Raw genomic sequence first — 25,150 nt, forward strand, 5'->3', positions numbered from 1 at the left:
ATTCCTTTATTACTTAACAACGTCTGGCTTAAAGCTTGGTCAAATAGTTAAACACAGTCGTAAACGACATGTAGCCCATCCACCACGTTAACAGACATGTTAATCCACCTAAAATAAGCAACCATTTTGGATAGTTATAATTACCCATTAAATCTTTACGGCACGCGGCAACATACACAAAAATTGTAAGGCCAATTGGCAACACCAATCCGTTAAAACCACCTACGAAAATGAGTAGGCCTGCCGGAGTTGCACCCAATAATACATAAAGCAATAAAGCCAATGCGATAAAGGTAATGGTCGTATAGTTGGTTTGTTTTGGTGTTAAATTCTTTTTAAACGCAGTAAAGAATGACACCGAAGTATATGCTGCGCCAATGGTGCTACTAATCCCTGCTGCCCAGAAAATTAAGCCGAATAATTTAAAACCAAATGTACCCGCTGCATATTGGAATGCTTGAGCTGCTGGATTGGCGTCATGGCTGGCTAAATCAATCGTTGCACCGCTCACCACCACACCTAAAAAAGCCAAGAACAACACATAGCGCATGATGCCGACCACAACAATGCCCTTGGTCGCAGCTTTAGCAACTTCATCAATATTTTCAGGGCCAACAGCACCTTTATCGAGTAAACGATGTGCACCCGCATAACAGATATAGCCACCAACTGTACCGCCAACAATGGTGGTAATAATGGCAAAGTCGATCTGATCTGGAGCAAAGGTTTGATGTACAGCTTGCCCAACTGGAGGCATCACAATGACAGCAACGATAATAATCAGGAGGATTTTAAGTAATCCCAACACGATCATGCTTTTATCCATGGCAAGCGTTGCTTTTCTTGAGGCAAAAATCAAAATGGCTAAAGCACCACTTAAAATACCACCCCACTTTGTGTCTAGGCCAAAAAGCGCATTTAAACCTAAAGCTGCACCGGCAATGTTACCGACACTAAAGAAAAACCCGCCCAAAATCACCAGAAATGCCAGTAAATAACCACTACCCGGCAATGCTTTATTGGCAATGTCTGATGCACGCATTTGGGTAAGTGTGACCACTCGCCAAATGTTTTGTTGAACCACATAATCAATCAGAATGGAAACTAAAATGGCAAAGCCAAATGCCGCGCCTAACTTGACTGTAAATACAGCAGTTTGGGTTAAAAATCCGGGCCCCATTGCAGAGGTCGCCATCATAAAGATCGAGGCCACAATGGCCCATTGGCGATCTGATAAAAAAGAAGATTTCAGTAAAGACATATTAATGCGTTCCTCATCCATTTGAGCTTAACAACGCTATTTTCAAGTTGAACCAAGAACACCATTTTTCGTCCCAAACGATATTCTTTAATCCTTTAAAATGACAAAGATTCCCTGTTCCCCAATCAACACAATCGGTGATCAAATCTTGTGTCTAAAATAAAAACATAGCTAATCCCTACGGACAATAAGACTTTTTACATAAAATGAAAATTTCAAGTTATTGATTTTTAATAATTTATAAATTATTGAAAAATCAGGATAAGCTTTACTTATTGAAGTTAATAAGCTGCTTTTATGGTTTTACATACAAAACAGCTTTTTTAAATAAGAAAAAATAGGCATAAAAGACACACAAAAATAGCTTATTTTTTAATTTGCTCATTGAGTCTTTTCATAGCGCATTCAGAGACCTTAACCGCAACTTCGGTTAATTTCTCTTTTAAGGCAACATCGTTTCCTTGAATGTAGATCGAGGTGAAATGAAACGTCTTTAACTGAATAGGCGTATTTAATATTTCTAATCGCCCATCAGTAATTTCTTTTAGTGCTGTTAAGGTCGGCACCACAGCAATACCCAAGCCCTGCTCGGCTAAACGCAACAGCGTTGCCAATGAATAACTGGTAATTGAAAGTGGTTCATCAATCCCTTGCTCTTTCATTCGTGCTTTCAATTCTTTATAGGGATAGGTAATTTTTGGATAAGTTAAAATGGTATGCGACATTAATGTTTTAAAAGACATTTGAGCAACTCCACCTTTAAACGACGGTGAAGCCAAGAAACTTAGTTCAAAGTCGCACAAGGCTTGTTCAATACACTCAAAAGCTAAAGTTGGCCCCAGTAAAAAAGCCATGTCTAAGTCACCTGTCCGAACACCTTCTTGTAAGTTAGGGGTAAGGTCTACCACAATTTCTACTGAAATTTTGGGGAACTCTTGCTGAACCTTTTCGATATATTTAACTAACCATGTATAAACAATAGTTTCGGAAACGCCTAAACGAATGGTACCAGTCAGGTGCTGGTTTTCAGTCAGTTCAGCCACCAGATCTGTCTCTAGTCGCATAAATTTTTCGGCGTACTTAAATAAAGTTAAACCTTTGTGTGTTGGTTTAAGCTGCCGATAACTTCGATCTAAAACTTTAAAGCCTAATTCATTTTCAAGAGATGTGATTTTTTGAGAGACCGCAGGCTGTGTGGTTTGTAATTTAGTCGCGGCCTTATTGAAGCTCTTTAAAGTCACAACCCAATAAAATGCTTCAAGATTCTTTAAATTCACGTTTCATCCTGTCTTAAAAAACTCCTTTACTTTTATAGTATGGGAGTTGTTAGCGTGATTAGGCTAGCAATAAATAAATTTTTAAATAAAATTAGCCATCCAAATTTTTAAATGCTTTAGAAAGCTGACTAATTGTTTTGATCTGTTTTGAATAACGGCGGCATGAGCGGCACGCCAATAAATGCAGTTGTAAACCACTTTGCTCACGTAATAACAATGGTCTATCTTGCTTTTCAGACAACAGTTGAGTGGCTTGTCGACATGTCAGCATGAACAATCCTCCTTCAATAACCATTTATTTTCTAAACATTCACGTAGTCGGGTACGACTCCGATACATCAACACATTAAAGTTTGAGATAGACAATTCCAACTTGCTACAAATCTCATTAGAACTCAGCTCTATCACCTCTCTCATCATAAAAACTTGAGCATATTTGGCAGGTAAATGATTTAAACAAGCTTCAAAAATCATCCAAAAATCTGCCTGCTCCATCATTTCTTCAGGGCTTTGCCATGCTTGAGGCGCTTCATATTTATGCCAATGTCCAGAAGCATCAAACAGTGCATCAATACTCAGTTCACTTTCCTCATCTTTAAATAATTCAGTCATTGCGACCAAGCGTGACTTTTGCCGAATCACATCAATAATTTTATTTTTTAAAATGGCAAATACCCACGTTTTGAATGCAGCCCGCCCTTTAAATGAATCTAAATGCTGGAAAGCACTCGTTAATGCCTCTTGCACCACATCTTCAGCTTGAGGAAGCGAAGAAAGCTGTAAAAAGGCAAATTTTATCATTTGCTGTCTTAAGTTTTGTAAAAAGGCTGGATTATGCAGCTGATCCCCTATTTCTTCATGATCTGATGCCACGGCTGAAGTCATCCTTATACCTCTTTAAAATCATGGGGAACTTGAATCAATCGCATTCGAGTTAAAAGTGCTTTTAGTTCTTGAATCTGCAGATAAATATCATGTTCAGATAAATCAGTGAGTACAGATTGAATGAGTGTATGAATATCTTGGTCAGTTAACTTTACATTTTGAGTCAACTGTTCAATTACCATAGCAAACAAAGGCGAAAGCTGTTCAATACATACTTTGTCTTGTTCATCTCGCCAGACCATAATTGCTCCAGGCATAGACTCGACCTGTTCTGGAGTCATTAAAGTTGTCCACGTATAAACGGGATATTGATAAACCAATACCCATACCTTTGTGGTTAACTGCCAATCACAGTTTTCCTGCAAAGCTATTTTTTCAATTTCAACAGTGTCTAAATACAACTCAAGCCATTCAAACTGCAACAACTCAGCTAACCAAGGATATTCTTGCAATATCGGGTGCTGCTGATCTGTCAAATACTCTCTAAACTCAAGAGAAATATCATTATACAAAGGTGAGCGACACTGGGCTTTTTGAAAAAATTCCGAGAGTAATTGTTGCCACTTTAACTCTGGCAAGATCGCACGAGCCACGGGATAAACTAAATCAATAAATGAACAGACATTATTAAAAAGTAAGTCTCGATAAATATGCATTCGTTCGGCAGGAAGAGCTTGAGGTAATTCCAAATCAGGATCTCTAATCCAGTCACAAAACTGTTGTTGCATGGTTTGGAAGGATATTTTATTTTCCTTCATAGCCACTCTCCTGTTGTTGAATTATTTTAATTTTGGCTAGCTCCTCTTCTAGCTCTTGCCATGATGGAATATTAAAGTCGCGTTCAAGTAAAGTTGCTTTCACACCACACACTTGATAGGTATATCTCAATAGTTCCCATACGCGATCACAAACTTCTGAGCCATGCGTATCAATTAATAAATTTTTCTGAACTTGTTCATGTCCAGCAATATGTAAATAACGGATTCTTTCTTTTGGCATGTCCCGAATAAATCCAAATGCATCACTGCCATGGTTAATACTGTTGACATAGACATTATTTACATCCAAAAGCAAATCACAGTCTGCATATTGAAGGACTTCACGGATAAATTCCGCTTCACTCATTTCAGCATTGGGCATTAAATAAGTAGAAACATTCTCTATGACTAATCGTCTTCCTAAAATATCTTGAACACGTAAAATACGTTCAGCGACATATTGAACAGCCGCTTCAGTCATGGGGATTGGCAACAAATCATATAAATAGCCGCCATCATTTGTATAACTTAAATGTTCAGAATAAATCGAGACATCATATTGTTCTAAAAAGCTTTTTATTTTTTCGATAAATTCAAGATTGAGTGGATGAGGACCGCCAATAGACAATGACAAGCCGTGACAAATTAGTGGGGCTTTTTCAACACACTGTGCGAGTAATTTCGCGTGTCGTCCACCAAAACCTAGCCAGTTTTCAGGAGCAACTTCGATAAAATCGGGACATGTTTTTGCATCTAAAAACGAATCTATAAAATCACGCCTTAAACCCAGCCCTACGCCTGACAAATCCATCATGGTGATTTCTCCTTTTGGAAACGATGCCGACACTTACCAGAAGGTCGACATCATCCATGATCAGATCGTTTACTTAGCGCCGCACTTACCGTCAGCGACTTTTTTATCTGCACCGCACTTGCCATCCGCTGCTTTTTTGGTTGCTCCACATTTTCCGTCAGCTGCTTTTTTATCTGCACCACATTTTGCTTCGGCAGACTTTTCGTGGTTTTTCATTTTGCTAGCACCGCATTTTGCTTCACCGCATTTTCCATCTGCTGCTTTGGTTGCATGTGCTTCGGTTGTTGTATGGGTTGCTGCTACCGCCACTTGTGTAGCGCCAGCAACTGAAAGTGCTAATAATGCCGCCACTGAAGTCATTGAGTTGAGTTTGTTCATTTTAGTATTCCTTTAAAGATAAATTCTCGGTTTGTACATTTGTACGTATAGTTAGACGGACCAAATCCTTTTTTATTACACCGTAAATAAAAAATTTTTTTATGTAAGAAATACAGTCTTTATCCGACTAATTAATATTCAATCGCACCGGATGTGAAATTATCATGAAGAATTTTATTTATGGCTTATCTCAATATTATCAAAAACTGGGTAAAACTCTACAACATGCAGACGGCATCGCAGCTCTGGCTCTTCGATTATATTTAGTTCCTATATTTTGGATGGCCGGCACAAATAAATTAATGCACTTCAATGATATTGTAGAATGGTTTGGCAACTCAGATGGAGGTTTAGGACTTCCCTTTCCGTATGTAATGGCCCTGCTTGCAACAACGACTGAACTAGTAGGTGCAATATTATTAACATTTGGTTTGCTAACGCGTTTAATTAGTATTCCCCTCATTATTACGATGTTAGTTGCTATATTTACGGTCCATCTACCGAATGGATGGCAAGCGATTGCTGATCCAAATGCCCCCTTTGCAAACATGCAGGTCTTGGCCTCGGCTGAAAAGTTAGAAAAAGCTCTTGAAATATTACAAACCTACGGCAATTATGACTGGCTCACGTCTAGCGGTTCGTTTGTAATTTTAAATAATGGAATTGAGTTTGCCGTTACGTATTTAGTCATGCTACTCGCACTGCTTGTTCTTGGAGGCGGCCGTTATTTCAGTTTAGATTATTGGATTAAAAAGAAGCTGCTCTAATTAATCATTACGCTCAGAATCCTACTGACAGCAACATAGAGCATCTTTTTCTTATTGTGTGCCATGTTTAGCTCATGACACACAATCAATATTATTGAGGCAATTTGCTCAAACCAGAAGCTTGTATGAAATTATCGAACTTTCACAAAAATAATATCTAGGTCCTTTTTGGGTACAAACCTAGTCTTGGTCATTTGAAATTGAGTTGGACTAATTTTTTTAACTGGCCCATCCCAACAAAATGAAACCAGTTCGTCTTTATCGCGCTCAATGGTTAACTTAAAGTTTTCAATTGGTTTTGCCCAATTTGCGCCCGTCGTCAAAATATAACCCAAAGCACTAAACGGCGAATTTTCTGCACTGGCTTTTTTTAAGCCCTGCTTAAATTGTTTATCCATACAAAATTGCTGGTTATATTCATCTGGATAGAGAGCTACTGAGCCACCGACCAAAGGTTTGTATTCATGATGAATATTAGTCAAACCATTGGCTTTAAAAGTCTGCTTCCAACTATAGATCACTTGAGATGACCACGGAATCACATCATCTTTTTTAAATTTGGCTAAAATTTTCTGTATTTGCGGCTTATTACATTGTTTTAGCTTATCTACATAATATTCATAATCATAGTTAGTACGAGTCCACGGATTTAGCATCTCTTTTTCATTAAAACCGCACTGTTTAAACTCATCCGTAGCATCAATCAGGGGAGATTTTTCATCTTTTTGAATAAAGGTTCTGACATGCATCTCCGGCTTTATATTTTTACCATCCACCACAATTTTAAAACTTTTTAAAAGCTGTTCGGTGTGAGCAAAATCAGACTCAAAAAAATTATCAATGCGCGGTAACGGAAATAAGATGGTTTCCGTTACGTCTTTATTACTTAAGTTTTTATAAAGATAGTCGACCTTAATCAGTTTTTTACTGATGAATAGATCTTCGCTTTGCATGGCAATCTGCGAGTTTTTGAGATATTGAATCCCACCCGTACCCACGTAACCCGTAGAGTCGTTGGCTAGACCATAGGTGGATAAGGAAGCTAAAATAGCAAAGGTTAATGCAAACGTTTCCATTTTAAAGCGCTCTGTCATTTTCTAATTATAAAATATCGATCTGGAATAAAGCATAACTATTTAAGCATAGATACGATTAGTTTTTTAGTAATGACTCATATATCGCTTTAAATCTAAAAACTTTAATGAAAACTTAGTTTTTGTCTCGTCATCTTTTTAGGCACACTAATTTTTCCAATAAAGTTGGTTAGCCATAAAATGCATTCATCACGATGTTCAAAGTGAGGCATCAAACTAAGGTCAATTTTTATATCTCTATCTGCCAAAGGCAAACTCAAGCAATATTCAAAGTCAATCGACTTATATTTTAACTTCAGATCTTTTTCTTGAGCCTGTTTTTTGATTTCCGTCATGATGCGGTTAAGGTTAACAATCAAATTATTGGAAACTTGATTATTTTCATAGACACGTTCATAGACGTTTTCAGCAACGTCAATGTATTTTATAAGCTCTGCATTTTCATTCATATCATTCACATTCTCTTTTTTTAAAGATTATGAACAGCTAAATGTTTAATTGCGTTACTTGGCACATTGGTTATGTGAAAAATGTATCTTTTCCTTTATTGCGATATAAACTTAAATTATTGTTATTTATTATAAAACATAAAAATCATGCATATTTACATACAATTAATCTTGTCTATGATCTGAGTTTAAACATAAGAAAAAATTGAGTTATCAATTATATTTAGTCAAAAAAAAACCGCCCCAGAAGGCGGTCGCTGAGTTTAAACCAGCAGTATATAGAAGCAAGGTGGACGTTCGCTTCTATATTCTTTTATGAAGGAGTTTTATTGGTTTTCATAAAATCCTCAGATTTAAAATAATTGATAATCATGTCTGCATGCTCTTCTTTTGGAGGAGCAACAGTTACAGGAAACGAATCTTTCGACATTTTAAAACCTGGTGGTAAAAAGTGCGAAATTGGTGGCAATTTAGGCTTTCCCCCTTCTGTGATTCGCTCAATAAGACCAGCTAACCAAAGAAGATATTCACCTTCGTTTGCAAACTTTGGCATGACACTCAAATCAATTTTAACTTTGCATTCACTTAATGGCTTCGTTAAGTTTTCTTCAAAGTCTATATAGTTGAACTTGAGCTTAAACTCAGTTCCCTTGATGGCTTTTCGGATCTGACTAATTAAACAGTTAAGGTTCTGAGTAATGTCATCAGTGAATAAGCCATCTTTTTTTATATTTTTATAAACCTTTTCGGCTACAGCTAGATACTTTGGCATTAACCTCTCTCCGTCCTATTGTTATAAAGTTCTGATCTATGAATGTCTTATGTATTTGATTATGCTTAAACGCGTGTAATTAAAGGTAATCTTATTGGCTCGCTTTGTAAGTAATTAAAGCTTTGTGTAATTTGCACCAAAAAAACACCGAAAAAAATTATGGTTTTGATAATTCATCCACAAAATAAATGCTTGAATAGAGATACTTTGAAATATTTACTTTCATATTAATTTTTACCATTTGGTAAAACTAATATGTTTTCATTTGCTTATCTCGTCGAACTAGCCCTAACACAGCTCTACGTACTCGTATTTCCTCTTCGGAAAAAGGTAAATGTTCTATAAGTTCATATATTGAGAGAGAATTATTTTCTATCAAGAAACAATCTTGCTCTGTGGTCCAGTTAGAAGTGGTGGTTTGGGTTTGTTTTAGATAACGTTTCATATTTCCTAGCAGGTTTATTTGCGCATACAAAAAGCCTGCTCTTGGAGCAAGCTTAAGTTAGATTGTGTGATGATCATGATTATAGCAGTTTGTAGATAATATGTTCAGTTGTTCTTGTAGCGTTTATTCAGCCACTGATATCCAACCCGTGTAATCATAATTAGATAAGCAGAATGTATGCATTTGGAATTAGTGGATATAGATACGGATGAAATGGATATTTTTCATCATAGATAAAAATAAGAATAAATCTCGAGCAGTTAGGAATGTTTAAAACTTATTGAGTACGGCAATTCTTCTTTGTTTCACAAGAATTTTAAAACCAATTTCAAGGATACATATGAATAAAATAGATGTGAACACTATCGTAGATAGAGAAAAATTAGCTCCCCTCCAATGGGTGGTCTTTGTTTTAGGTTTCTTAGTATTTTACTGCGATGGACTTGATACTGGAATCATAGGTTTTATAGCACCACCTTTGTTGGATGAGTGGCAAATTTCAAAGGCCGAACTAGCTCCTGTATTTGGTGCGGCTTTAATCGGTATGAGTATTGGCGCCTTAATATCAGGTATTTTTGCAGATAAGTTCGGCCGAAAGAAAATTATGATTATCAGCATGCTAATCTTATCTATATTTACAATAATCTCTGCTTACTCGACCAATACAACAGAACTCATTATCTATAGATTTATCACTGGACTTGGGTTAGGTGCGACGATGCCTAATGTAAGTACAATCGTTTCAGAATATATGCCTAAAAAGCATCGAGCTTTTCTCACGGGTTTAGCTGGTTGTGGATTTCTAATGGGAGTATCTTCTGGAGGATTCCTTTCGGCTTATCTATTAAAAATTTTTAGTTGGTCTGAATTACTCATTATTATTGGTTTGATACCTGCATTACTTACCCTTGTACTCATTTTTACCCTACCTGAATCCACACAATTCCTTATTATTAATAACCAAAAGAATAAAGCACTTTTAATTTTAGAAAAAATACATGGTAAAAAAATTGATAAAGAGCTTGTCTTATCTATAGCTGAAAAGGAAGTTGTTGAACAGAATAATCCACTTAAAGATATTTTTAGCAAATACTTATTTGGTTCATTAATGTTATGGCTTTGCTCTTTTATGAGTTTATTAGTGTTTTATCTTTTTACGAGCTGGATGCCAACAATTTTAAAAACTGTTGGTTTTGATCTACAACAATTAAGTCTTATGTCTACTTTATTCCCATTTGGGGGCGTGATTGGAGCCATAATCATGTGTAGATTTATGGATAGATTAAATCCAACCAAAGTGATTACTTCTTCATATTTTTCAGCCTTCTTATTATTCATTCTTCTTAGCTTTACCCATACAAACATTGCCCTATTTTCAATTCTGATTTTTATGATTGGGGGCCTATTAGCAGGTGCCCAAACAGCATTGTTTCCGTTAGCTACTCTCTTTTATCCTGCGAACTGTAGAGGCTCTGGTGTTTCTTGGATGCATGGAATAAGCCGTATTGGAGCAATTTTAGGATCACTATTAGGTTCTTTAATTTTTACTTTGAATCTAGATTTGAGTTCAATTTTCTTAAGTTTAGCCATACCTACCTTTATTGCTTTTAGTTGTTTAGCACTTAAATGGTATCGCGAACTAAATATTTCTAAGCAAAAATTTAAAGTCGTCAGTACTGATTAATTATTATCCTTTAATTAAATAAATTGTTATCGAGGTTTACATGACTGATCTATTCTTTTCAAATCTTCAAGAAAGAGAAATTCAATATAACGCCAGAAATTCAGTGGATGATTTTGATTCTTGTATGAAGGAATATGCACGACTTGCACAGAAATCCAAAGATGCGATTACAGGGTTGTATAATCTACAGTACGGCTTAGCTAGAAGAGAAACCTTAGATATTTTTCCAGCAAAGAAACAACCTTCTCCGATTTTCATCTATATTCATGGTGGTTATTGGCGTGCACAAAGTAAAGATGACGCTTGCTCTATGGCTGAAAATTTTGTCGCACATGGTATAGCCGTGTCCACAATTGAATATAGCCTTTGCCCTCACGCATCGCTTTTTGAAATTGTGCGAGAAGTAAGAACAGCGATTGCCTGGATTTACCAAAATGCTAAAACTTATGGTATAGACCCTGAACAAATATTTGTAGGTGGAAGTTCTGCTGGAGGGCATTTAGTTGCTATGCTTTGGAGTGATCGTTGGCAAGAAGAATTTAATTTGCCAAAAAATGTGATTAAGGGGGTCCTTGGCTTAAGTGGGCTTTATAATTTATTACCCTTGTGTGATACCAACATTAATGAATGGCTTAAACTCAGTCCAGAACAAGCAACTGAACTCAGCCCTTATGAAAATTTACCATTGCCAGAAAATGCCGCACCACTTCTACTTAGTGTAGGAGAGCTAGAGACACAAGGTTTCCATAATCAAACCAATTTTTTCTACTCTATTTGCAAAGAAAAAGATTTAGCCGTTTCATTAATAAAAGATGAAGGACATAATCATTTTGACATTGTAAATACCCTTGCCGACAAAGATAGTGTGCTATTTAAAAATATGTTGGAGCTTATTCATAAATAATGTCTGAGCCATTACATAGTCAATTGATATAGTTATACAGTATAAAAAAAGCCCACACACTGTGGGCTTCCTTTAAATTATTTTGCGGCATTCACACCAACAATAAACTGACTACAATGAGATCCTTCAGAGGCATTGCCTAATTGCTTTTCAGAGAATTTAAATTTAGAGGCAACTGACTCATAATCTTTTGTAAGGCTTTGGCCTGTGAGCTCACCAAGCTCTTTGACTTGTTCTGGTTGCAAGATGCCATGTTCAACCGCTTGATTTACCATGACACATGCTGTGGTCATCGCGTCATAACGTGCAGCAGTTTTAGAGTAGCCTAGAGCACCGATTACACCACCAACAATTAAGCCAATAATTACCGCTAAAGTTACGTGCATTTTATTCATTTTTTAAATACCTAAAAATCTAACCATAAAGAGGAGCACTTCAAAAGGTTGTGCTCAAGTTCAGTTAGGATAAATGTATTTATCTGATATCAAGAGTTAGAATGTGTCAGATTTTTTGATAGATAAAGAGATTTCTAAATCATCAAGGTAAAAATGCATTTGTTAGGAATACAAATCCGACAGAGAAAAAAGCATTATCCTGATGAGAAATTTGATTGCCATAACTTGCGTTTAATTGCACAAAGTCTTTATAGACCATGTATCGAAAACCTGTTTGGTAAAAGGCATCATTTCGGTCATTACCATATACTTCGGCAGTGAGCGTTAATGGATGAGTAAGTTGTGTTTCGGTTCCAATTCCCCACGTGGTTTGGTTTTTATGCGTGGTATTTTCGCGTAACCAGCCAAGGTTGGCATGGATTAAAAATTTATCATCGAAAGTAGAAATACTTAATGGAACATTGACCGTCCAATCTTTCTTTGAAGAATCTTTGGTATTCATTTGAGTGCCAAAAGAAAAACCAACTCCCCAATCATTGGTTTCTAAAGGCTTTAATAAGATTTTACCTTGTAAGGTTGCATAGCTGACGTGCTCAGTATCATCGTTTACTCTTCCCAGCCCTACAGCAAATTCAAAATTGCCACCAAAATTACAGGCAGGCATTGCCCAATATTCTTTGTTGTCAGGATTATGCTGCATCCATGTTTCGAGTTGACAGGTTTTTGGTGAAACAAGAGCTGCATCGTCAACAACCATAGGTCGTCCACTATGGCTAGTGTTAGATAAAGCCAATAAACAGAAACCTGAAATAAGTGAGCGTTTCTTTAAAGTAAATACCACTGGCATCACTCCCATAAGTTATGGAGCATATGCGAGTACTGCAACCCGTCATGATTAAATCATGGGCTAATAATAGAAATGAAAAGATAAAAATAAAAACCTCTTCTTGCATCCACAAAAAGAGGTCTGTAAGGACTTCAGTGGATACTTAGACTATTACCGATCGACTATCGTCACTCGAACAAGTACTCACAATGAAGCTCCTAAAAATTTGTTGGGCGGATTCTAAAATTACCTTTGTTAAATATCAAGTTAAAATTTCGTGACAACATGGTTTAACTACGCAAGCAGATCGCAGGTATCTTTACTTTTTATATCAATGACTTTAATCATTATTGATTTCATCATTACTCCTTTTTTTACTTATCATTCAGATCCATCTAGTCTAGCCTGACGAGTTTCTGTTAATTCTGCATGTAGTTTATTATATTCTTCACGGGTGATATGACCTGTCACTAATAACGTGCGTAATGTGCCATAAAGAAAGCCAATATCATAACCCAAAGCATAATCACTAACTTTATCTTCTTTAGATGAATTTCTAATGCCTTCAATACCTTGATTTAACCAATCTAACGCATCTTGTGTAGAGTATTCCATAATTCATAGATCTATATTAACAGCCCAAATATTAATAATGATCTATCTAATAAAGCAAATATAAATATTAAAAAATCTCTATTTATACTATTAGATGATCGCCCCGCATGAATATGCTTTGGACCAATTTCCCTCACCCAAACCCCAACAAAAAATATTCAAGCAACCGCTTTCTTTCATCTGGTTTATTGGGGTCTAGAAGCTGAACCATTGCCCCATCAATCACAAACAAAAACATGTGTGCATCTTGTTTTGAAGCATTTTCATTAGTTTTTAGAAGCAGTTTATAGATTTCATTAATGAACCAGTTTCGATATTCAACTACCACCTGATATGCCTTTGGATGGGTTTTCGCAATTTCAAAAATGGCTTTAAATGGCAAATGATAAAGCCCTTCTAAATCGGCATGTAAAAAGTAAATCTTGCGCAGTTTTTCAACTAGAGTTAATTCTTTTTGAACATGGATGATTGAAATTACTTCTTGTTTAAGTCCATCTTTTTGAAAGGTTAGGCTCATTTCAATGAGACGTTCTTTTGAATGAAAGTAGTTATAAAAAGTAGCTTTGGGCACTTTTGCCGACTCGATAATTCGGTCTACTCCGACGTTATGAAAGCCGTATTTATTAAAGAGAAATCTTGAAGTGTGAAGCACGCTTAAAGCACGAAATGGAAGATCTGAATGTGGCATAGTTTTACCGTTATAAAAAATTATTGTTGTATATAAAAGAGATATAAAAACCGCTGCCGTTTTTTGGGAGAAAAAAGGCATAGCAAAGCCCATAAAGACTGTGCTTGGCACATCTCAAGTTTTATTGTTGATTAAGTTTTTAGACGAAATAATTTAAAGCCTGAAAACCTTACGGCGATCAAACTGCTTTAAAAGTTTAAGTTGTGTCGTTATAGCTTTTGGCAAAGGCTGCCAAGAAATAATGGATGTGCAAAGCCAACTCCTTTTTATTTGGAGTTCTGCCAAAACATTAGAATTATGGTGGCAGAACGAAAGGGGTTCGCAGACTGGTCAAACGAGGCCAGCACACCCGAAGGTGTCCCCCTCCGTTCCGCCATAGAGGGGGCACGAGGGCTCAACACTAAAAGTATGAAACTTTTAATGCTCGTTTGATTCGGTCTGCGACAACCGACTGGCAATGTAGGCCAGCAGGCAAAGAATAGTGCCCAACCCTTTTGCAGTCAAGCACACGAAATGACAATCGTATTAAAATAGATCATTAAAAAGTAAGGATAAATAATTAAAATTTATTGTTAAATTGGGGTTTATAAAAAGCTTATCAATCAAAGTTCTATCGGTATTTTAAAAGATCCAACTTGCAAAAAAACATCTATGATAATATTTTAGAGTAATTACTCTAAAATGAGATCTACTAATGAAAACTATAAGAATTGGTTCATATCACTGGATGCAAACTACAAATGGTCAGCTCAATTTCAAAGAGAAAATTAAGTTAATTCAAAAAATTATGCTGCCAAGTATTATGGCCTCTATAAAAGTAAATTACTTTCGGTTCAAAACTTCCCATAATTTTGATATCAATCAGATCGTAATACCAGATACTCAAATGGTTAAAGTCGCGCTTGATGAACTAAAAGCTAAAGCAAATATATCTATCTACAATCATTCATGGCGGACCTATTTCTGGGGAGCTGCCTTAGGCAATATACAAAATCAGCAATATGACCATGAATCACTTTTAATAGCCTCACTTTTTCATGATATTGGCTTAACTGAGCAACATATTCATAGTAAAGGTTGTAACTGTTTTACCTATGAGAGTGCTAAACAATTTGAGCTAAAGGCTAAAGAACATAGCTTTGATGAGAAGAAAAGTGAAGTTATTAGAGATGCTATCTGCTTACATATGAACGGTTATATAGATCATTCTGACCCAGCAGAAATTACGCTATTACAGCAAGGTGCATCCTGTGATGTGATTAGTGATGGTCTATATAGACTCCCCCTATCTTTTAGAAATGAAATTTTAGAAAAATATCCTAGAAAACAATTTAATAAAGAATTTATTGAGCTTATCGATTTAGAGAGAAAAAATGTTCCAAATTCACGGACAGGTTTATTATCTGAACTTGGTTTACCACTCATGATTAAGTCAAATTTATATGAAGAGTAAATTTTTATTAGAACTATTAATCGTAAAAAAATCTCAAAAGACTTAGCTTGAAATTTCAGTTAACAACTGTTTAATAGTGCTTCGCCTGAGTATGCCTTACCATAGCTAAAAGATATAAGCTTGAAGGCATCCGTTGCAATGAATGAATCGGTTAAGTGGTTAGAAACTTTAAATAAAATTACTAGTATTGCTCAAACAGGTTTGCATTATTCAAAAGATGTTTATGACAAAGAACGTTATGAACAACTCTTAGGACATATTGAATATTTGTTAGAACTAAAGGAAATCAAAACAGAAAATTTTATTAATAATGTTCTTCAAGATGTGGGTTATGCCACTCCAAAACTAGATGTCAGAGCAGTTGTTTTTAAAGAAAATAAATTATTATTAGCAAAAGAAATTGGAGATGGGCGATGGTCTGTTCCGGGTGGATGGGCTGATGTGGGTTACTCAGCGTCGGAAAATGCTGAAAAAGAAGTTCTGGAAGAGACAGGTTTTCGAGTTAAAGCCATTAAATTATTGGCTTTAACAGATAGAACCAAGCACTCCCATCCTCCAATGTTTTTACATGTGTATAAGGCTTTCTTCTGGTGCGAAATTATTGATGGTGAACTAACACCAAGCATTGAAACACCCGAAGTTGGATTCTTTGGTAGAGATGAGTTGCCGCCTATTTCTACAGCACGGGTAACAGAAGAACAAATACAGCAATTTTTTGATTATTTAGAGTCAGTACCAGACGTTACTAAGTTTGATTAATTAAAAACTCAATATAAGGCAGAGTTCTTATATTCGGAGTTCTGCTTTCATAATGGAATATGTCGTTTTTAGGTAAACCCATATTGTTTAGCTCTCCAAACTACAATGAATGTAATAAATAACAATATTAAAAGTACTAGAGGGAAAGAACTCACCCCGAAATTACTGAGTAAGAAGCCACCAATAATTCCCCCACCAGCAATAGCGATATTCCAAACAGTCACTAACATCGATTGAGCAATATCAGCCATATTGGTTGTAGTCTTCGCTAATGCAGTTTGAAACAATGTCGCAGCGCCACCAAACGCGATCCCCCAAATTCCGATTGCCACATAAACGATAACCGCATAATTACCAATGACCGCAAGTAAAAGAGCGGAAAAGCCAAATAATATGATGCTAGTGAGTGTTAATAGGCGTGAATGTTGGTCAATCAACACACCTGTAATGAAGATGCTGAATAATGATAAACAGCCGAATATCAGTAAAATAATGTCCGTATTTTTAGCTAAATCAGCAATTGTTAAAAACGGAGCGATATAGGTATATAGAAGATTATGAGCAAGCACAAAGCTTAGAACAGTAAATAATATAGGTCTGACACCGGGTAAAATGAATACCTGTTTTAAAGAGATGTGTTTATCAGTAGCCTGCCCCTCAAAGTCAGGTAGTGTGAGGCTTCCCCACACCACTAAAATAATCGCAAAAATACTCATAACACCAAAAGCCATTCGCCAACCGAACAATTGACCAAGGTAAGTACCCGCTGGCACACCTAGAGACAAAGCCAATGGTGTTCCTAACATTGCTATTGCTATCGCACGCCCTTTTAAGTGCTCTGGTGCCATTCGTGTTGCATAACCAGCGAGCAAAGCCCAAAGTAACCCTGCTGAAACACCTGCCAAAAATCGGGCAACCATTGTTAAAAAATAACTGGTAGATAGCGTTGTAATTAGATTTGTGAGAGCAAAACCAGCTAGAGCAATTAATAACAGAGGCTTACGTCGAACACTTTGGGTAGCATTCGTTAATGGAATGGCTGTTAATAAAGACCCAATCGCATATATCGTGATTGTTTGTCCTGCTAAGGGTTCAGATATATTTAAACCCAAAGCTAATTGAGGTAATAATCCCGCAGGTAACGCTTCTGTCAAGATCGTAACAAACGCTCCCATAGCGAGGATGAGTAAAGGAACGATAGGCAACCGATCATTTGAACGTGAGCTGTTCATTCGACTACTCCTATCGCTTTATAAACTGCATCGCGTAGATCCGTGACAAACTTTCCAGACATGCCTTCATAAAGTGTGTTTGTAAATGCGATGACACTCAGATTATGTTTTTTATCGACAAACCATGAATGACCGTAGGCTCCTCCCCAACGCCATGTTCCCTCTGACTCTGGTGATAGTGCTTGCTGAGCATTTCTGAGTACTGAAAATCCGAGACCAAAACCAAAGCCCGGTGCATTAGGTAACTCATAACCACCCGTTTGATCTTTTGTCATTTCAGCGATTAATTCAGTGGGTAAAAATAATGAGTCTTCCTGACGAAGAGCTTCTAATAAGCTAAAAAAATCCTCAACGGTTCCGGCCATTCCTGCGCCACCTGAGAAAAATGCTTGCGAATTAAAAATACGGCGTGGACTAAAACTAATTCCAACACATCCTTCAAATGGTGAAACAACCTCTTCTTCTAATAAAACATGAGGTTCAGGACTATCACTCACATAAGCAGTTGCTACATGTTGGTTATCTTGTACAGCAAAACCAGTATTGTTCATTTTCAATCGATCAGTGACTAATTCCTTAACTGCTTGATCTAAAGGCTTGCCATACGCTTTTTCAATTAATGCACCTAATACATCGGTTGCCAAAGAATATCCCCACCCTTTTCCTGGTTCATAGAGTAAAGGTACGGTAGCAATTCGACGTACGTTTTCTTCTAAACTCATATCGGATGAATCCATGCCATCAGATACATCTGCCTGTGAATATGCACCACTGTTATCTGGTTCAAGAAACCGATAGCCCAAGCCTGCTGTATGACTGAGGAGTTGGCGTAGAGTAATTGGTACAAACTTTCCATTTTCTAATTTAGGCTGAAAATATGGCAATTGATGATGAATGAACTCATCTAAGTTCAGTTTATTTTGGGCAATCAAGACTAAAGCAGCTGTTGAAACAATAACCTTACTCACTGACGCTAAACGGAAGACTGTATCCGTTGTCATGGATCTTGATTGTTCTCGGTCAGATAGTCCTAATGCTTCGCGGTGTATCACTTTCCCATGTTGAGCCACAATAACCGCAGCACCTACCAACTGGTTATTATTTATAGCTTTTTGAACAACATTTTGAACTAAGTTTAAAGTGGTCGATGGAACAGTAGTATTTGATTCAAACGCTTTGGAATTCATATTAAAAACTTCTTTTCATATTCGAGATTTATATAGTAGGAAGACTCCTATTAAAGAAAAAGTCGGTTATAGTTCCTTGTTATACGGAAGTTTTGTTCCGTAATAAGGAGAAAAGAATGGATAGCCTGAATGGATTTACCGTATTCGTTAAAATCGCTGAGACTGGAAGTATTGTGGCAGCGGGGCGTTCATTAGGAATCTCTGCTTCTGCTGTTGGTAAAAGCTTGATTCGCCTTGAAGAAAAGATTGGTGTACGACTTTTTCATCGTAATACACGTAGTATTAATCTGACTGCTGAAGGAATATTATTTTTAGAGCGTAGTCGACGCATACTGGCTGAAATTGAAGCAGCAGAAATGGAATTATCGCAAGCGATCAAGTCTCCCAAAGGACGGTTACGTGTAAGTTTGCCCTTAGTGAGTTCACTGGTATTACCTGTACTGGGTGACTTTATGCAGGAATATCCAGAAATAGAATTAGATCTTGATTTTACAGACCGCTTGGTCGATGTGATTGAAGAAGGATTTGATGCTGTTGTTCGGACAGGTGTTCCAACAGATTCACGCTTAAAAGCCTTGAAATTGGGGACTTTTAGACAATTACTTGTAGCCTCTCCTGCCTATTTACTTCAACGTGGAACCCCGATAGTACCTGCTGATTTATTAGAACACTCTTGTTTACATTATCGATTTTCTCATAGCGGCAAGCTTGAAAAATGGCCCTTAAAAACAACCGAAAACGAACCGGACTTACAACTGCCAATATCGATGATTTGTAATAATATTGAGACACGCCTTTGTTTTGCGCTGAAAGGTCGAGGAATTGCTTGCTTGCCTGACTTTTCTATCAAAGAATTATTGAATACTAATCAATTAGTTCAAGTATTACCGGAGTTTATAGATAGAACTGGCGTATTTAATGTACTCTGGCCAGCAAGTAAACATCCCTCTCCGAAAGTTCGAGCATTTGTTAATTTCTTGTCTGAACGTATGTTTGAAAAATCAAGAAAGTGATGTGCTAGAAAGATGGTTCTAGACACAATCTTCGTTTTAATTTCAAAAATAATAAACTTTATGTTTTAAGCATTTCATGATGACTTATTTTCATTAAAGTAAACACCAGCTTATTAAACACTCACAACATATTGCTCTAGATTTTTTAATGCAAAATTAATCACTTGAGAAAGCTCTTCTTGCGAATATCCATCTCTTGCTTGAACAGATAATCCATGCAGAACCAGCGCGTAATATTGCCCTAAAGTTTTAGGGTCTGCATCTGCGACCAATTGACCATCTGATTTTGCTTGAACAAATCGTTCGACTAGACTTTGGCCCCGTGCAATACGCTGTGCTTTCATCCAGTCTAAAACAGCTTGATTTTCTTCGCCTAGCACACTCGCTGCCGACACAACCATGCAGCCATAGGAATGGTTGGCTTGCGTGTAAAGTGCTAGCGCATCTTGAAATAATTGGTTAATTGCATCTTTAATATTTTTTTGCTTTAAAGCATTTAAGGCGAAATTTCCTTCATTTTTTTCGTAGTGATTTACAGCCTCTCTAAACAAAGCCTCTTTTGAGCCAAATGCTTTATAAATTCGAGCAGAGGCAATCCCCAAAACTTCAACTAAATCTGACATTGATGTGCCTTCATAGCCGTGAAGCCAGAAAAAATCTCTCGCTTTTACGAGGGCTTCTTCTCGATCAAACTCTCTTGGTCTGCCAGCCATAATGACCCTTCATCAAATTCAGTACGTGTTTTCATTATTATTCGAAAAAAATATTTTCACAAATAAATCAATGAGATTTATTCAAAATAGTCCCGTTTTGTTTTGATTTTAAAATAAAAAGTTGTTTTTATCCAAAATTCAGCCTATTGTTTGTCGATCGACAACTAATTAGGTTTTATTATGAAAACCATCAAAGGCCCTAGTATTCATCTTGCTCAATTTAGCGATGATGTTTTCCCTTTTAACCGTCTAGAAGATATTGCTGCTTGGGTAGCAAACCAAGGCTTTGAAGCGGTACAACTTCCTGCTTGGGATAAGCGTTTATTTGATGTCAATTTGGCAGCAGAAAGCCAAGATTATTGCGATGAAATATTAGGTACTTTAAACAATCATGGCTTAAAAATTAGTGAGTTAACGACTCATATTTTTGGGCAGTTAATGGCTGTGCACCCTGCTTATGACTCAATGTGCGATAACTTTGCCCCATCTCATTTGCATGGCAATTCAGCAGCTAGAACCGAGTGGGCAAAACAACAAATGCTCGCTTCAATTCAAGCATCTGCCCGTTTAGGTCTTAAAGACATGGGGACATTTTCAGGCTCTTTGGCGTGGCCTTATGTATTTCCATTTCCTCAAAGACCGTCAGGGCTTATAGAAACGGCGTTTGATGAATTAGCACGTCGTTGGCTTCCTATTTTGAATGCTTGTGATGAACAAGACGTCAACCTTTGCTATGAAATTCACCCCGGTGAAGATTTGCATGACGGCATTACATTTGAAATGTTTTTAGAGCGAACTCACAACCACCCACGTTGCAATATTCTTTTTGACCCAAGCCATTTTGTTTTGCAGCAACTGAACTATGTGGAATATATCGATATCTATAAAGATTTCATTCGCATGTTTCATGTTAAAGATGCCGAATTTAATCCAACAGGCCGCCAAGGGATGTACAGCGGCTATCAAAGCTGGGGAAATCGAGCGGCTCGATTCCGTTCTACGGGTGATGGTCAAGTTGACTTTAAAGCGATTTTTTCCAAGTTAGCGCATTACGACTATGAAGGCTGGGCAACATTAGAGTGGGAATGCTGCCTCAAAAATAAAGACGATGGTGCACGCGAAGGTGCCGAGTTCATTAAGCAAAACATTATTCATGTTACCGATAAAGTGTTTGATGACTTTGCTGCTGCCCCTGTGAATCAGACTCAAATTAATCAGCTATTGGGTATTTAAGGAACAGTAAGAGAACTCAACATGAAAACTCAAGTATTCAATGAAAACTCACATCACGAATTCGATCATCATTACATTCACATCGAGAGTAAAAAATTACACTACGTCACCTTAGGTGAAGGCCCAGCGATATTGCTAATTCCGGGCTGGCCACAAACATGGTACGCGTGGCACAAAGTCATGCTTGAACTGGCAAAACAGGGTTATCAAGCAATCGCGGTTGATTTACCCGGAACAGGAAATTCAGCTCCACTGGATGGCAGTTACGATACGGGGCGTATTGCCAAAATTTTATCAATGCTCATGAATCAACTTGAATATCCAACTTATTCGGTTGTTGGTCACGACATTGGTATGTGGGTTGCCTATGCGCTTGCATCTGACTTTCCTGAATCAGTGACTCGACTTGCGGTCACAGAGGCTGTGATTCCCGGTTTAGCGCCCGCACCTCCTATTTTTGTTGAGCCGAGTGAAAATATTTTTCTTTGGCACTTCATGTTTAACCAGACCTTAGATTTACCCGAAGCTTTAATCGCGGGCCGTGAAGATACTTATTTAAATTATATGTTTGATAAATGGTCGTGGCACAAAGATAAAGTTGCAACTGAAACTTATATTGAAGCCTATAAAATTCCGGGTCGGTTAGCGGCTGGTTTTAATTATTACCGCTCTATTCCAGAGACCATACGCCAAAATAAAATCAGAGAAACTAAAAATTTAGACATGCCAGTTTTAGCCATTGGTGCTGAACATGCCACAGATAATGCACCTTATGAAACCATGAAAAAGGTTTCACCCGATTTAACCAGTGCGATTGTCAAAGACTGCGGTCATTTCATTATGGAGGAACAGCCAAAAATATTTAGCTCACTCATTTTAGAATTTTTGCAGCAGGAAAAAAGCCATGTCTCTACTTGCTGAAATTAAAAGCTGGCTTAAATCCAGACCTACCGCACAAGGAGTAAACTCGTTACAAGCGCTAAGGGAGCAAGTAAATAAAGACATTATTGATCAGCAAGGCATTGAGCAAGATGCAAACTATCAACAAAGTTTTCATATTGCTGTTTCAGATGGCGCGGAAATTGAAGTGCGTGTTTATGTTCCCTATTCACTCGAAAACGCTGAGCAACGGCCCGCATTGGTTTTTGCTCATGGTGGAGGTTGGTGCCTCGGAAGTTTAGATGCATGGAACCGCGCTTGTCGTTTATTAGCAGAAACCACTCAACTGGTTGTATTTTCTGTGGACTATCGTTTGGCGCCAGAGTTTAAGTTTCCAACTCCTCTAAATGATTTTTTTACAGCATTCCGTTATATCTATGAGAACGCGTCACGGTTTGGAGTTGATCAAAACCGCGTGGCTGTAGGCGGAGATAGTGCGGGCGCCAATATAGCTGCTGCCACATGTTTAATGGCAAAACAACACCCAGAAATTAAGGTGAGCCATCAACTTCTTTTCTACCCCGCTTTAGATGCCACGATGAGTAGTAATTCTTATCACCAATACGCCGAAGGTTATGGTTTGGACTCATCCACCATGGTTTATTGCTGGGATCAATATGTACAGCATGAAAGTGAAAAACAGAATGAGCTTGTAAGTCCGTTAATCGCGCAGTCTTTAGAGGGACTGCCTGATGCAACCATTTTTGTGTGTGAATATGATCCCGTTCGTGACGATGGTGAAAGATATGCTCAAAAACTATGGGATATGGGTATTCAGGTGAACTTTTATTTATTAGAAGGAATGATTCACGGCGCAATTCACATGCTGACGGTTAGTCCCGACAAAGTAAAATCTATCTACCGTAATATTCGAATGTAGATCTTTTTATTATTCAAATATATTACTTAGTTGGGCCACTCTTCAAAATTGTTTAATTACATTTTTGGAGTGGCCCAATTAAATTTTGGCTATCAATAACGGTTCTCATGAGTCCTTATTGAAATTAATTTTTCATTTTGAAATGGGCTATCTGTTTTAAGAAATCATTTAAAGGCATCGGACATCCCCACAAATATCCTTGAAACTCAGTGCATCCATTATTTTTAAAAACACCAAATTGTTCAGCAGTTTCGATGCCTTCTACTAACACGCGGAGGTTCAAATCTAGTCCAATTTTAATAATACCAGTCACTAATTTATTACTGCGTTTATCATCCAATGCTGCCTGTACAAAGCTACGGTCAATTTTGATTTGTCTGATGGGCATTTTTTGTAGATAGCTTAAAGATGAATAACCTGTACCAAAATCATCAAGAGAAAGCTGAACTCCTTGTTTAGATAAAAAGTTCATTTTTTCGATCATGCTTACACAATTCGTTAAAGCAATATTTTCAGTAATTTCTAATATGAGCCGAGATGGATTGACCTGATATTGCTGAATCAGCCCAATCACAGTTTGCTCAAAGTTTGGTTGCATGAAGTGATCAGCACTAATATTAATTGAAAGTGTAAGATCTTTGGTCTCGGCTTTTTTACTCCACTCTTGTAGAACTTTGCAGGCTTGAGCCAATACCCATTCTCCAATCTCTGGCATTAACCCAAAAGTTTCGGCTGCTGGAATAAAATCTTTTGTGGGAATATATCCTAAAACAGGATGATGCCATCTTAATAAAGCTTCTGCGCCAATTAGCGTTTCAGAAGCATTAATTTGCGGTTGATAAAAAAGCTCAAACTGTTCTTTAATAAGCGCTAAGCGTAAGTCTTGCACCATAGTGCTTTCGGTTTGTATCTCTAATTGCATGGTGTAAATTGAAATACAGATCATAAGCGTAGCGACACAAGTTGCAATCCATCCCCCATGATCACGAATATCTTCCGGCAAAGGTATGGCGCTCTCAAGATTAAAAGAGCTGCCACTAAAAAATATAAAGCATCCGATCGACAAAAGAATTAAAGCAGCTTGTAAAAAGCTTGGATTTCTACGGTAATTCAAATATCCCAATATCGCCCCAGCGGGTAAAAACAATTGAGCCACTTGCGGACGGTCACTTGTAGCGACATCAAAAAATAAGCAAAAAATGACTGGAAAAACAAGCAGAACGACTTGAGATAAAAGAATACCCGCTGAAATGCGGTTTATATAAATGAGAAAAAGGCTAAATATAGAGATCAGTGTAAAAATGATATCCATACCCACAATTAACCACATTTTTGCAAATATAAAATATGTGGTCCAAAACAAACAAAAAATAATACAAATGAAGATATTTGCTTTTGCGGCGATTGTAAGCTGCTGATCCTTTACGGTACGGTAATTTTTTTTGCGTTTTTTAAAGTAAGACGAAGCTATCATAAATAAATCAACCGTAAAATATTTCTTCATAAACCCCAAGCTTGAACAGTGATATACCCTGTCAATTTTCACCAATAAAACCTAATGTTTTATTTATTTTTATATGACTCATCTTGAGGTGGGTGTTGTTTTAATTGTGGTGGCACAGTCCGGTTGTTTAATTGAATAATTTTGTTTTTCAATCACCTTATTATTTTAAAGTATTATCCCCTAACGATACATGTCTCTACTAGGCTACACAAGGTTTGAGTGCGA

The 25,150-nt window shown here is 37.1% G+C and carries 28 protein-coding genes; 9 read left to right on the plus strand and 19 right to left on the minus strand.

What is annotated here, in order from left to right; genetic code table 11:
- Positions 1-28 precede the first annotated feature (28 nt).
- From AW165_RS11450 to AW165_RS11480, 7 genes are all read right to left on the minus strand, one after another.
- Positions 29-1,282: an NRAMP family divalent metal transporter gene (locus tag AW165_RS11450; RefSeq protein WP_014206320.1), complete on the minus strand. Its 1,254-nt coding sequence runs from the start codon at positions 1,280-1,282 to the stop codon at positions 29-31.
- 344 nt (positions 1,283-1,626) lie between these two features.
- Positions 1,627-2,538 (minus strand): LysR family transcriptional regulator MumR, encoded by a 912-nt coding sequence (gene mumR / locus AW165_RS11455; protein WP_060465900.1) that lies wholly within the window; start codon positions 2,536-2,538, stop codon positions 1,627-1,629.
- A gap of 91 nt (positions 2,539-2,629) precedes the next feature.
- Entirely contained in the window at positions 2,630-2,809 is a 180-nt protein-coding gene (locus tag AW165_RS11460) for a zf-HC2 domain-containing protein (protein ID WP_017400102.1), read from the minus strand.
- Positions 2,803-3,423 carry an RNA polymerase factor sigma-70 gene (locus AW165_RS11465; protein WP_060465901.1) on the minus strand — a complete coding sequence of 207 codons (621 nt, stop codon included), beginning with the start codon at positions 3,421-3,423 and terminating at the stop codon, positions 2,803-2,805. Before AW165_RS11465 ends, AW165_RS11460 begins: the two co-directional genes overlap by 7 nt.
- Positions 3,424-3,425: 2 nt before the next feature.
- Positions 3,426-4,181, minus strand: a complete 756-nt coding sequence (locus tag AW165_RS11470; RefSeq protein WP_060465902.1) for a DNA-binding domain-containing protein — start codon at positions 4,179-4,181, stop codon at positions 3,426-3,428.
- Entirely contained in the window at positions 4,168-4,995 is an 828-nt protein-coding gene (locus tag AW165_RS11475; protein WP_060465903.1) for a DUF692 domain-containing protein, read from the minus strand. Before AW165_RS11475 ends, AW165_RS11470 begins: the two co-directional genes overlap by 14 nt.
- Before the next feature lie 69 nt (positions 4,996-5,064).
- Complete coding sequence (locus AW165_RS11480; RefSeq protein WP_004642275.1) at positions 5,065-5,373, minus strand: hypothetical protein; 309 nt, start codon at positions 5,371-5,373, stop codon at positions 5,065-5,067.
- A 164-nt stretch (positions 5,374-5,537) separates the two neighbouring features.
- Here AW165_RS11480 and AW165_RS11485 point away from each other — a divergent pair, with 164 nt between their 5' ends.
- The gene (locus AW165_RS11485; protein ID WP_060465904.1) at positions 5,538-6,140 is read left to right on the plus strand and encodes a DoxX family protein; all 603 of its coding nucleotides are present in this window, start codon (positions 5,538-5,540) and stop codon (positions 6,138-6,140) included.
- Positions 6,141-6,271: 131 nt separating this feature from the next.
- Here AW165_RS11485 and AW165_RS11490 read toward each other — a convergent pair whose 3' ends face one another.
- The 4 genes from AW165_RS11490 to AW165_RS19250 form a co-directional block, all read right to left on the minus strand.
- Positions 6,272-7,216: a DUF4424 family protein gene (locus AW165_RS11490; RefSeq protein WP_060465905.1), complete on the minus strand. Its 945-nt coding sequence runs from the start codon at positions 7,214-7,216 to the stop codon at positions 6,272-6,274.
- Positions 7,217-7,338: 122 nt separating this feature from the next.
- Positions 7,339-7,683: a hypothetical protein gene (locus tag AW165_RS11495; RefSeq protein ID WP_060465906.1), complete on the minus strand. Its 345-nt coding sequence runs from the start codon at positions 7,681-7,683 to the stop codon at positions 7,339-7,341.
- A gap of 313 nt (positions 7,684-7,996) precedes the next feature.
- Positions 7,997-8,455, minus strand: a complete 459-nt coding sequence (locus AW165_RS11500; RefSeq protein ID WP_032063571.1) for a hypothetical protein — start codon at positions 8,453-8,455, stop codon at positions 7,997-7,999.
- A 250-nt stretch (positions 8,456-8,705) separates the two neighbouring features.
- Entirely contained in the window at positions 8,706-8,900 is a 195-nt protein-coding gene (locus AW165_RS19250) for a hypothetical protein (protein WP_061875854.1), read from the minus strand.
- Between the two features lie 340 nt (positions 8,901-9,240).
- Here AW165_RS19250 and AW165_RS11505 point away from each other — a divergent pair, with 340 nt between their 5' ends.
- Positions 9,241-10,584, plus strand: a complete 1,344-nt coding sequence (locus AW165_RS11505; protein WP_060465907.1) for an MFS transporter — start codon at positions 9,241-9,243, stop codon at positions 10,582-10,584.
- A gap of 40 nt (positions 10,585-10,624) precedes the next feature.
- Positions 10,625-11,488 carry an alpha/beta hydrolase gene (locus AW165_RS11510; RefSeq protein ID WP_060465908.1) on the plus strand — a complete coding sequence of 288 codons (864 nt, stop codon included), beginning with the start codon at positions 10,625-10,627 and terminating at the stop codon, positions 11,486-11,488.
- 77 nt (positions 11,489-11,565) lie between these two features.
- Here AW165_RS11510 and AW165_RS11515 read toward each other — a convergent pair whose 3' ends face one another.
- The 4 genes from AW165_RS11515 to AW165_RS11530 all read right to left on the minus strand — a co-directional run bounded on the left by AW165_RS11515 (position 11,566) and on the right by AW165_RS11530 (position 14,012).
- Positions 11,566-11,883 (minus strand): hypothetical protein, encoded by a 318-nt coding sequence (locus AW165_RS11515; protein WP_060465909.1) that lies wholly within the window; start codon positions 11,881-11,883, stop codon positions 11,566-11,568.
- 142 nt (positions 11,884-12,025) lie between these two features.
- Positions 12,026-12,730 carry a hypothetical protein gene (locus tag AW165_RS11520; protein WP_060465910.1) on the minus strand — a complete coding sequence of 235 codons (705 nt, stop codon included), beginning with the start codon at positions 12,728-12,730 and terminating at the stop codon, positions 12,026-12,028.
- 360 nt (positions 12,731-13,090) lie between these two features.
- Positions 13,091-13,324: a hypothetical protein gene (locus AW165_RS11525; RefSeq protein WP_060465911.1), complete on the minus strand. Its 234-nt coding sequence runs from the start codon at positions 13,322-13,324 to the stop codon at positions 13,091-13,093.
- Between the two features lie 133 nt (positions 13,325-13,457).
- The gene (locus AW165_RS11530; protein ID WP_060465974.1) at positions 13,458-14,012 is read right to left on the minus strand and encodes a TetR/AcrR family transcriptional regulator; all 555 of its coding nucleotides are present in this window, start codon (positions 14,010-14,012) and stop codon (positions 13,458-13,460) included.
- A gap of 694 nt (positions 14,013-14,706) precedes the next feature.
- Here AW165_RS11530 and AW165_RS11535 point away from each other — a divergent pair.
- Positions 14,707-15,465, plus strand: a complete 759-nt coding sequence (locus AW165_RS11535; protein WP_060465912.1) for an HD domain-containing protein — start codon at positions 14,707-14,709, stop codon at positions 15,463-15,465.
- Between the two features lie 138 nt (positions 15,466-15,603).
- Positions 15,604-16,224 carry an NUDIX hydrolase gene (locus AW165_RS11540; RefSeq protein WP_060465913.1) on the plus strand — a complete coding sequence of 207 codons (621 nt, stop codon included), beginning with the start codon at positions 15,604-15,606 and terminating at the stop codon, positions 16,222-16,224.
- Between the two features lie 68 nt (positions 16,225-16,292).
- Here AW165_RS11540 and AW165_RS11545 read toward each other — a convergent pair whose 3' ends face one another.
- A complete protein-coding gene (locus AW165_RS11545; protein ID WP_060465914.1) occupies positions 16,293-17,456 on the minus strand; it encodes an MFS transporter in 1,164 nt (387 codons plus the stop codon).
- Complete coding sequence (locus AW165_RS11550) at positions 17,453-18,643, minus strand: serine hydrolase domain-containing protein (protein WP_060465915.1); 1,191 nt, start codon at positions 18,641-18,643, stop codon at positions 17,453-17,455. The genes AW165_RS11545 and AW165_RS11550 overlap by 4 nt, the downstream gene beginning before the upstream one ends.
- 116 nt (positions 18,644-18,759) lie before the next feature.
- Between AW165_RS11550 and AW165_RS11555 the strand changes: the two genes are divergently transcribed.
- Positions 18,760-19,656: a LysR family transcriptional regulator gene (locus tag AW165_RS11555; RefSeq protein ID WP_060465916.1), complete on the plus strand. Its 897-nt coding sequence runs from the start codon at positions 18,760-18,762 to the stop codon at positions 19,654-19,656.
- 113 nt (positions 19,657-19,769) lie between these two features.
- Here AW165_RS11555 and AW165_RS11560 read toward each other — a convergent pair whose 3' ends face one another.
- Entirely contained in the window at positions 19,770-20,369 is a 600-nt protein-coding gene (locus AW165_RS11560) for a TetR/AcrR family transcriptional regulator (protein WP_060465917.1), read from the minus strand.
- A 180-nt stretch (positions 20,370-20,549) separates the two neighbouring features.
- On the opposite strand from AW165_RS11560, the gene AW165_RS11565 reads away from it, so the two are divergent.
- From AW165_RS11565 to AW165_RS11575, 3 genes are read left to right on the plus strand one after another with little or no spacing between them, the layout of a single operon-like run.
- A complete protein-coding gene (locus AW165_RS11565) occupies positions 20,550-21,602 on the plus strand; it encodes a sugar phosphate isomerase/epimerase family protein (protein WP_003650955.1) in 1,053 nt (350 codons plus the stop codon).
- A gap of 21 nt (positions 21,603-21,623) precedes the next feature.
- On the plus strand, positions 21,624-22,523 hold the full coding sequence (locus AW165_RS11570; protein WP_060465918.1) for an alpha/beta fold hydrolase: 900 nt from the start codon (positions 21,624-21,626) through the stop codon (positions 22,521-22,523).
- A complete protein-coding gene (locus tag AW165_RS11575) occupies positions 22,507-23,421 on the plus strand; it encodes an alpha/beta hydrolase (protein WP_060465919.1) in 915 nt (304 codons plus the stop codon). Before AW165_RS11570 ends, AW165_RS11575 begins: the two co-directional genes overlap by 17 nt.
- Positions 23,422-23,545: 124 nt before the next feature.
- Here the strand turns inward: AW165_RS11575 and AW165_RS11580 are convergent, their stop codons facing one another.
- A complete protein-coding gene (locus AW165_RS11580; protein WP_060465920.1) occupies positions 23,546-24,925 on the minus strand; it encodes a putative bifunctional diguanylate cyclase/phosphodiesterase in 1,380 nt (459 codons plus the stop codon).
- Positions 24,926-25,150: the final 225 nt, after the last annotated feature.

This window comes from Acinetobacter sp. LMB-5, from assembly GCF_001541635.1.
GTDB lineage: Bacteria > Pseudomonadota > Gammaproteobacteria > Pseudomonadales > Moraxellaceae > Acinetobacter > Acinetobacter pittii.

Bases quoted from the DNA above. Each gene is read 5' to 3' on its own strand.
- AW165_RS11550 (WP_060465915.1), bottom strand. From the start codon at position 18,643: ATGAATTCCAAAGCGTTTGAATCAAATACTACTGTTCCATCGACCACT.
- AW165_RS11515 (WP_060465909.1), bottom strand. From the start codon at position 11,883: ATGAATAAAATGCACGTAACTTTAGCGGTAATTATTGGCTTAATTGTT.
- AW165_RS11575 (WP_060465919.1), top strand. From the start codon at position 22,507: ATGTCTCTACTTGCTGAAATTAAAAGCTGGCTTAAATCCAGACCTACC.
- AW165_RS11565 (WP_003650955.1), top strand. From the start codon at position 20,550: ATGAAAACCATCAAAGGCCCTAGTATTCATCTTGCTCAATTTAGCGAT.
- AW165_RS11535 (WP_060465912.1), top strand. From the start codon at position 14,707: ATGAAAACTATAAGAATTGGTTCATATCACTGGATGCAAACTACAAAT.
- AW165_RS11570 (WP_060465918.1), top strand. From the start codon at position 21,624: ATGAAAACTCAAGTATTCAATGAAAACTCACATCACGAATTCGATCAT.
- AW165_RS11580 (WP_060465920.1), bottom strand. From the start codon at position 24,925: ATGAAGAAATATTTTACGGTTGATTTATTTATGATAGCTTCGTCTTAC.
- AW165_RS11485 (WP_060465904.1), top strand. From the start codon at position 5,538: ATGAAGAATTTTATTTATGGCTTATCTCAATATTATCAAAAACTGGGT.
- AW165_RS11540 (WP_060465913.1), top strand. From the start codon at position 15,604: ATGAATGAATCGGTTAAGTGGTTAGAAACTTTAAATAAAATTACTAGT.
- AW165_RS11475 (WP_060465903.1), bottom strand. From the start codon at position 4,995: ATGATGGATTTGTCAGGCGTAGGGCTGGGTTTAAGGCGTGATTTTATA.
- AW165_RS11495 (WP_060465906.1), bottom strand. From the start codon at position 7,683: ATGAATGAAAATGCAGAGCTTATAAAATACATTGACGTTGCTGAAAAC.
- AW165_RS11460 (WP_017400102.1), bottom strand. From the start codon at position 2,809: ATGCTGACATGTCGACAAGCCACTCAACTGTTGTCTGAAAAGCAAGAT.
- AW165_RS11510 (WP_060465908.1), top strand. From the start codon at position 10,625: ATGACTGATCTATTCTTTTCAAATCTTCAAGAAAGAGAAATTCAATAT.
- AW165_RS11470 (WP_060465902.1), bottom strand. From the start codon at position 4,181: ATGAAGGAAAATAAAATATCCTTCCAAACCATGCAACAACAGTTTTGT.
- AW165_RS11490 (WP_060465905.1), bottom strand. From the start codon at position 7,216: ATGGAAACGTTTGCATTAACCTTTGCTATTTTAGCTTCCTTATCCACC.
- AW165_RS11465 (WP_060465901.1), bottom strand. From the start codon at position 3,423: ATGACTTCAGCCGTGGCATCAGATCATGAAGAAATAGGGGATCAGCTG.
- AW165_RS11560 (WP_060465917.1), bottom strand. From the start codon at position 20,369: ATGGCTGGCAGACCAAGAGAGTTTGATCGAGAAGAAGCCCTCGTAAAA.
- AW165_RS11545 (WP_060465914.1), bottom strand. From the start codon at position 17,456: ATGAACAGCTCACGTTCAAATGATCGGTTGCCTATCGTTCCTTTACTC.
- AW165_RS19250 (WP_061875854.1), bottom strand. From the start codon at position 8,900: ATGAAACGTTATCTAAAACAAACCCAAACCACCACTTCTAACTGGACC.
- AW165_RS11525 (WP_060465911.1), bottom strand. From the start codon at position 13,324: ATGGAATACTCTACACAAGATGCGTTAGATTGGTTAAATCAAGGTATT.
- AW165_RS11505 (WP_060465907.1), top strand. From the start codon at position 9,241: ATGAATAAAATAGATGTGAACACTATCGTAGATAGAGAAAAATTAGCT.
- AW165_RS11450 (WP_014206320.1), bottom strand. From the start codon at position 1,282: ATGGATGAGGAACGCATTAATATGTCTTTACTGAAATCTTCTTTTTTA.
- AW165_RS11530 (WP_060465974.1), bottom strand. From the start codon at position 14,012: ATGCCACATTCAGATCTTCCATTTCGTGCTTTAAGCGTGCTTCACACT.
- AW165_RS11500 (WP_032063571.1), bottom strand. From the start codon at position 8,455: ATGCCAAAGTATCTAGCTGTAGCCGAAAAGGTTTATAAAAATATAAAA.
- AW165_RS11480 (WP_004642275.1), bottom strand. From the start codon at position 5,373: ATGAACAAACTCAACTCAATGACTTCAGTGGCGGCATTATTAGCACTT.
- AW165_RS11520 (WP_060465910.1), bottom strand. From the start codon at position 12,730: ATGCCAGTGGTATTTACTTTAAAGAAACGCTCACTTATTTCAGGTTTC.
- AW165_RS11555 (WP_060465916.1), top strand. From the start codon at position 18,760: ATGGATAGCCTGAATGGATTTACCGTATTCGTTAAAATCGCTGAGACT.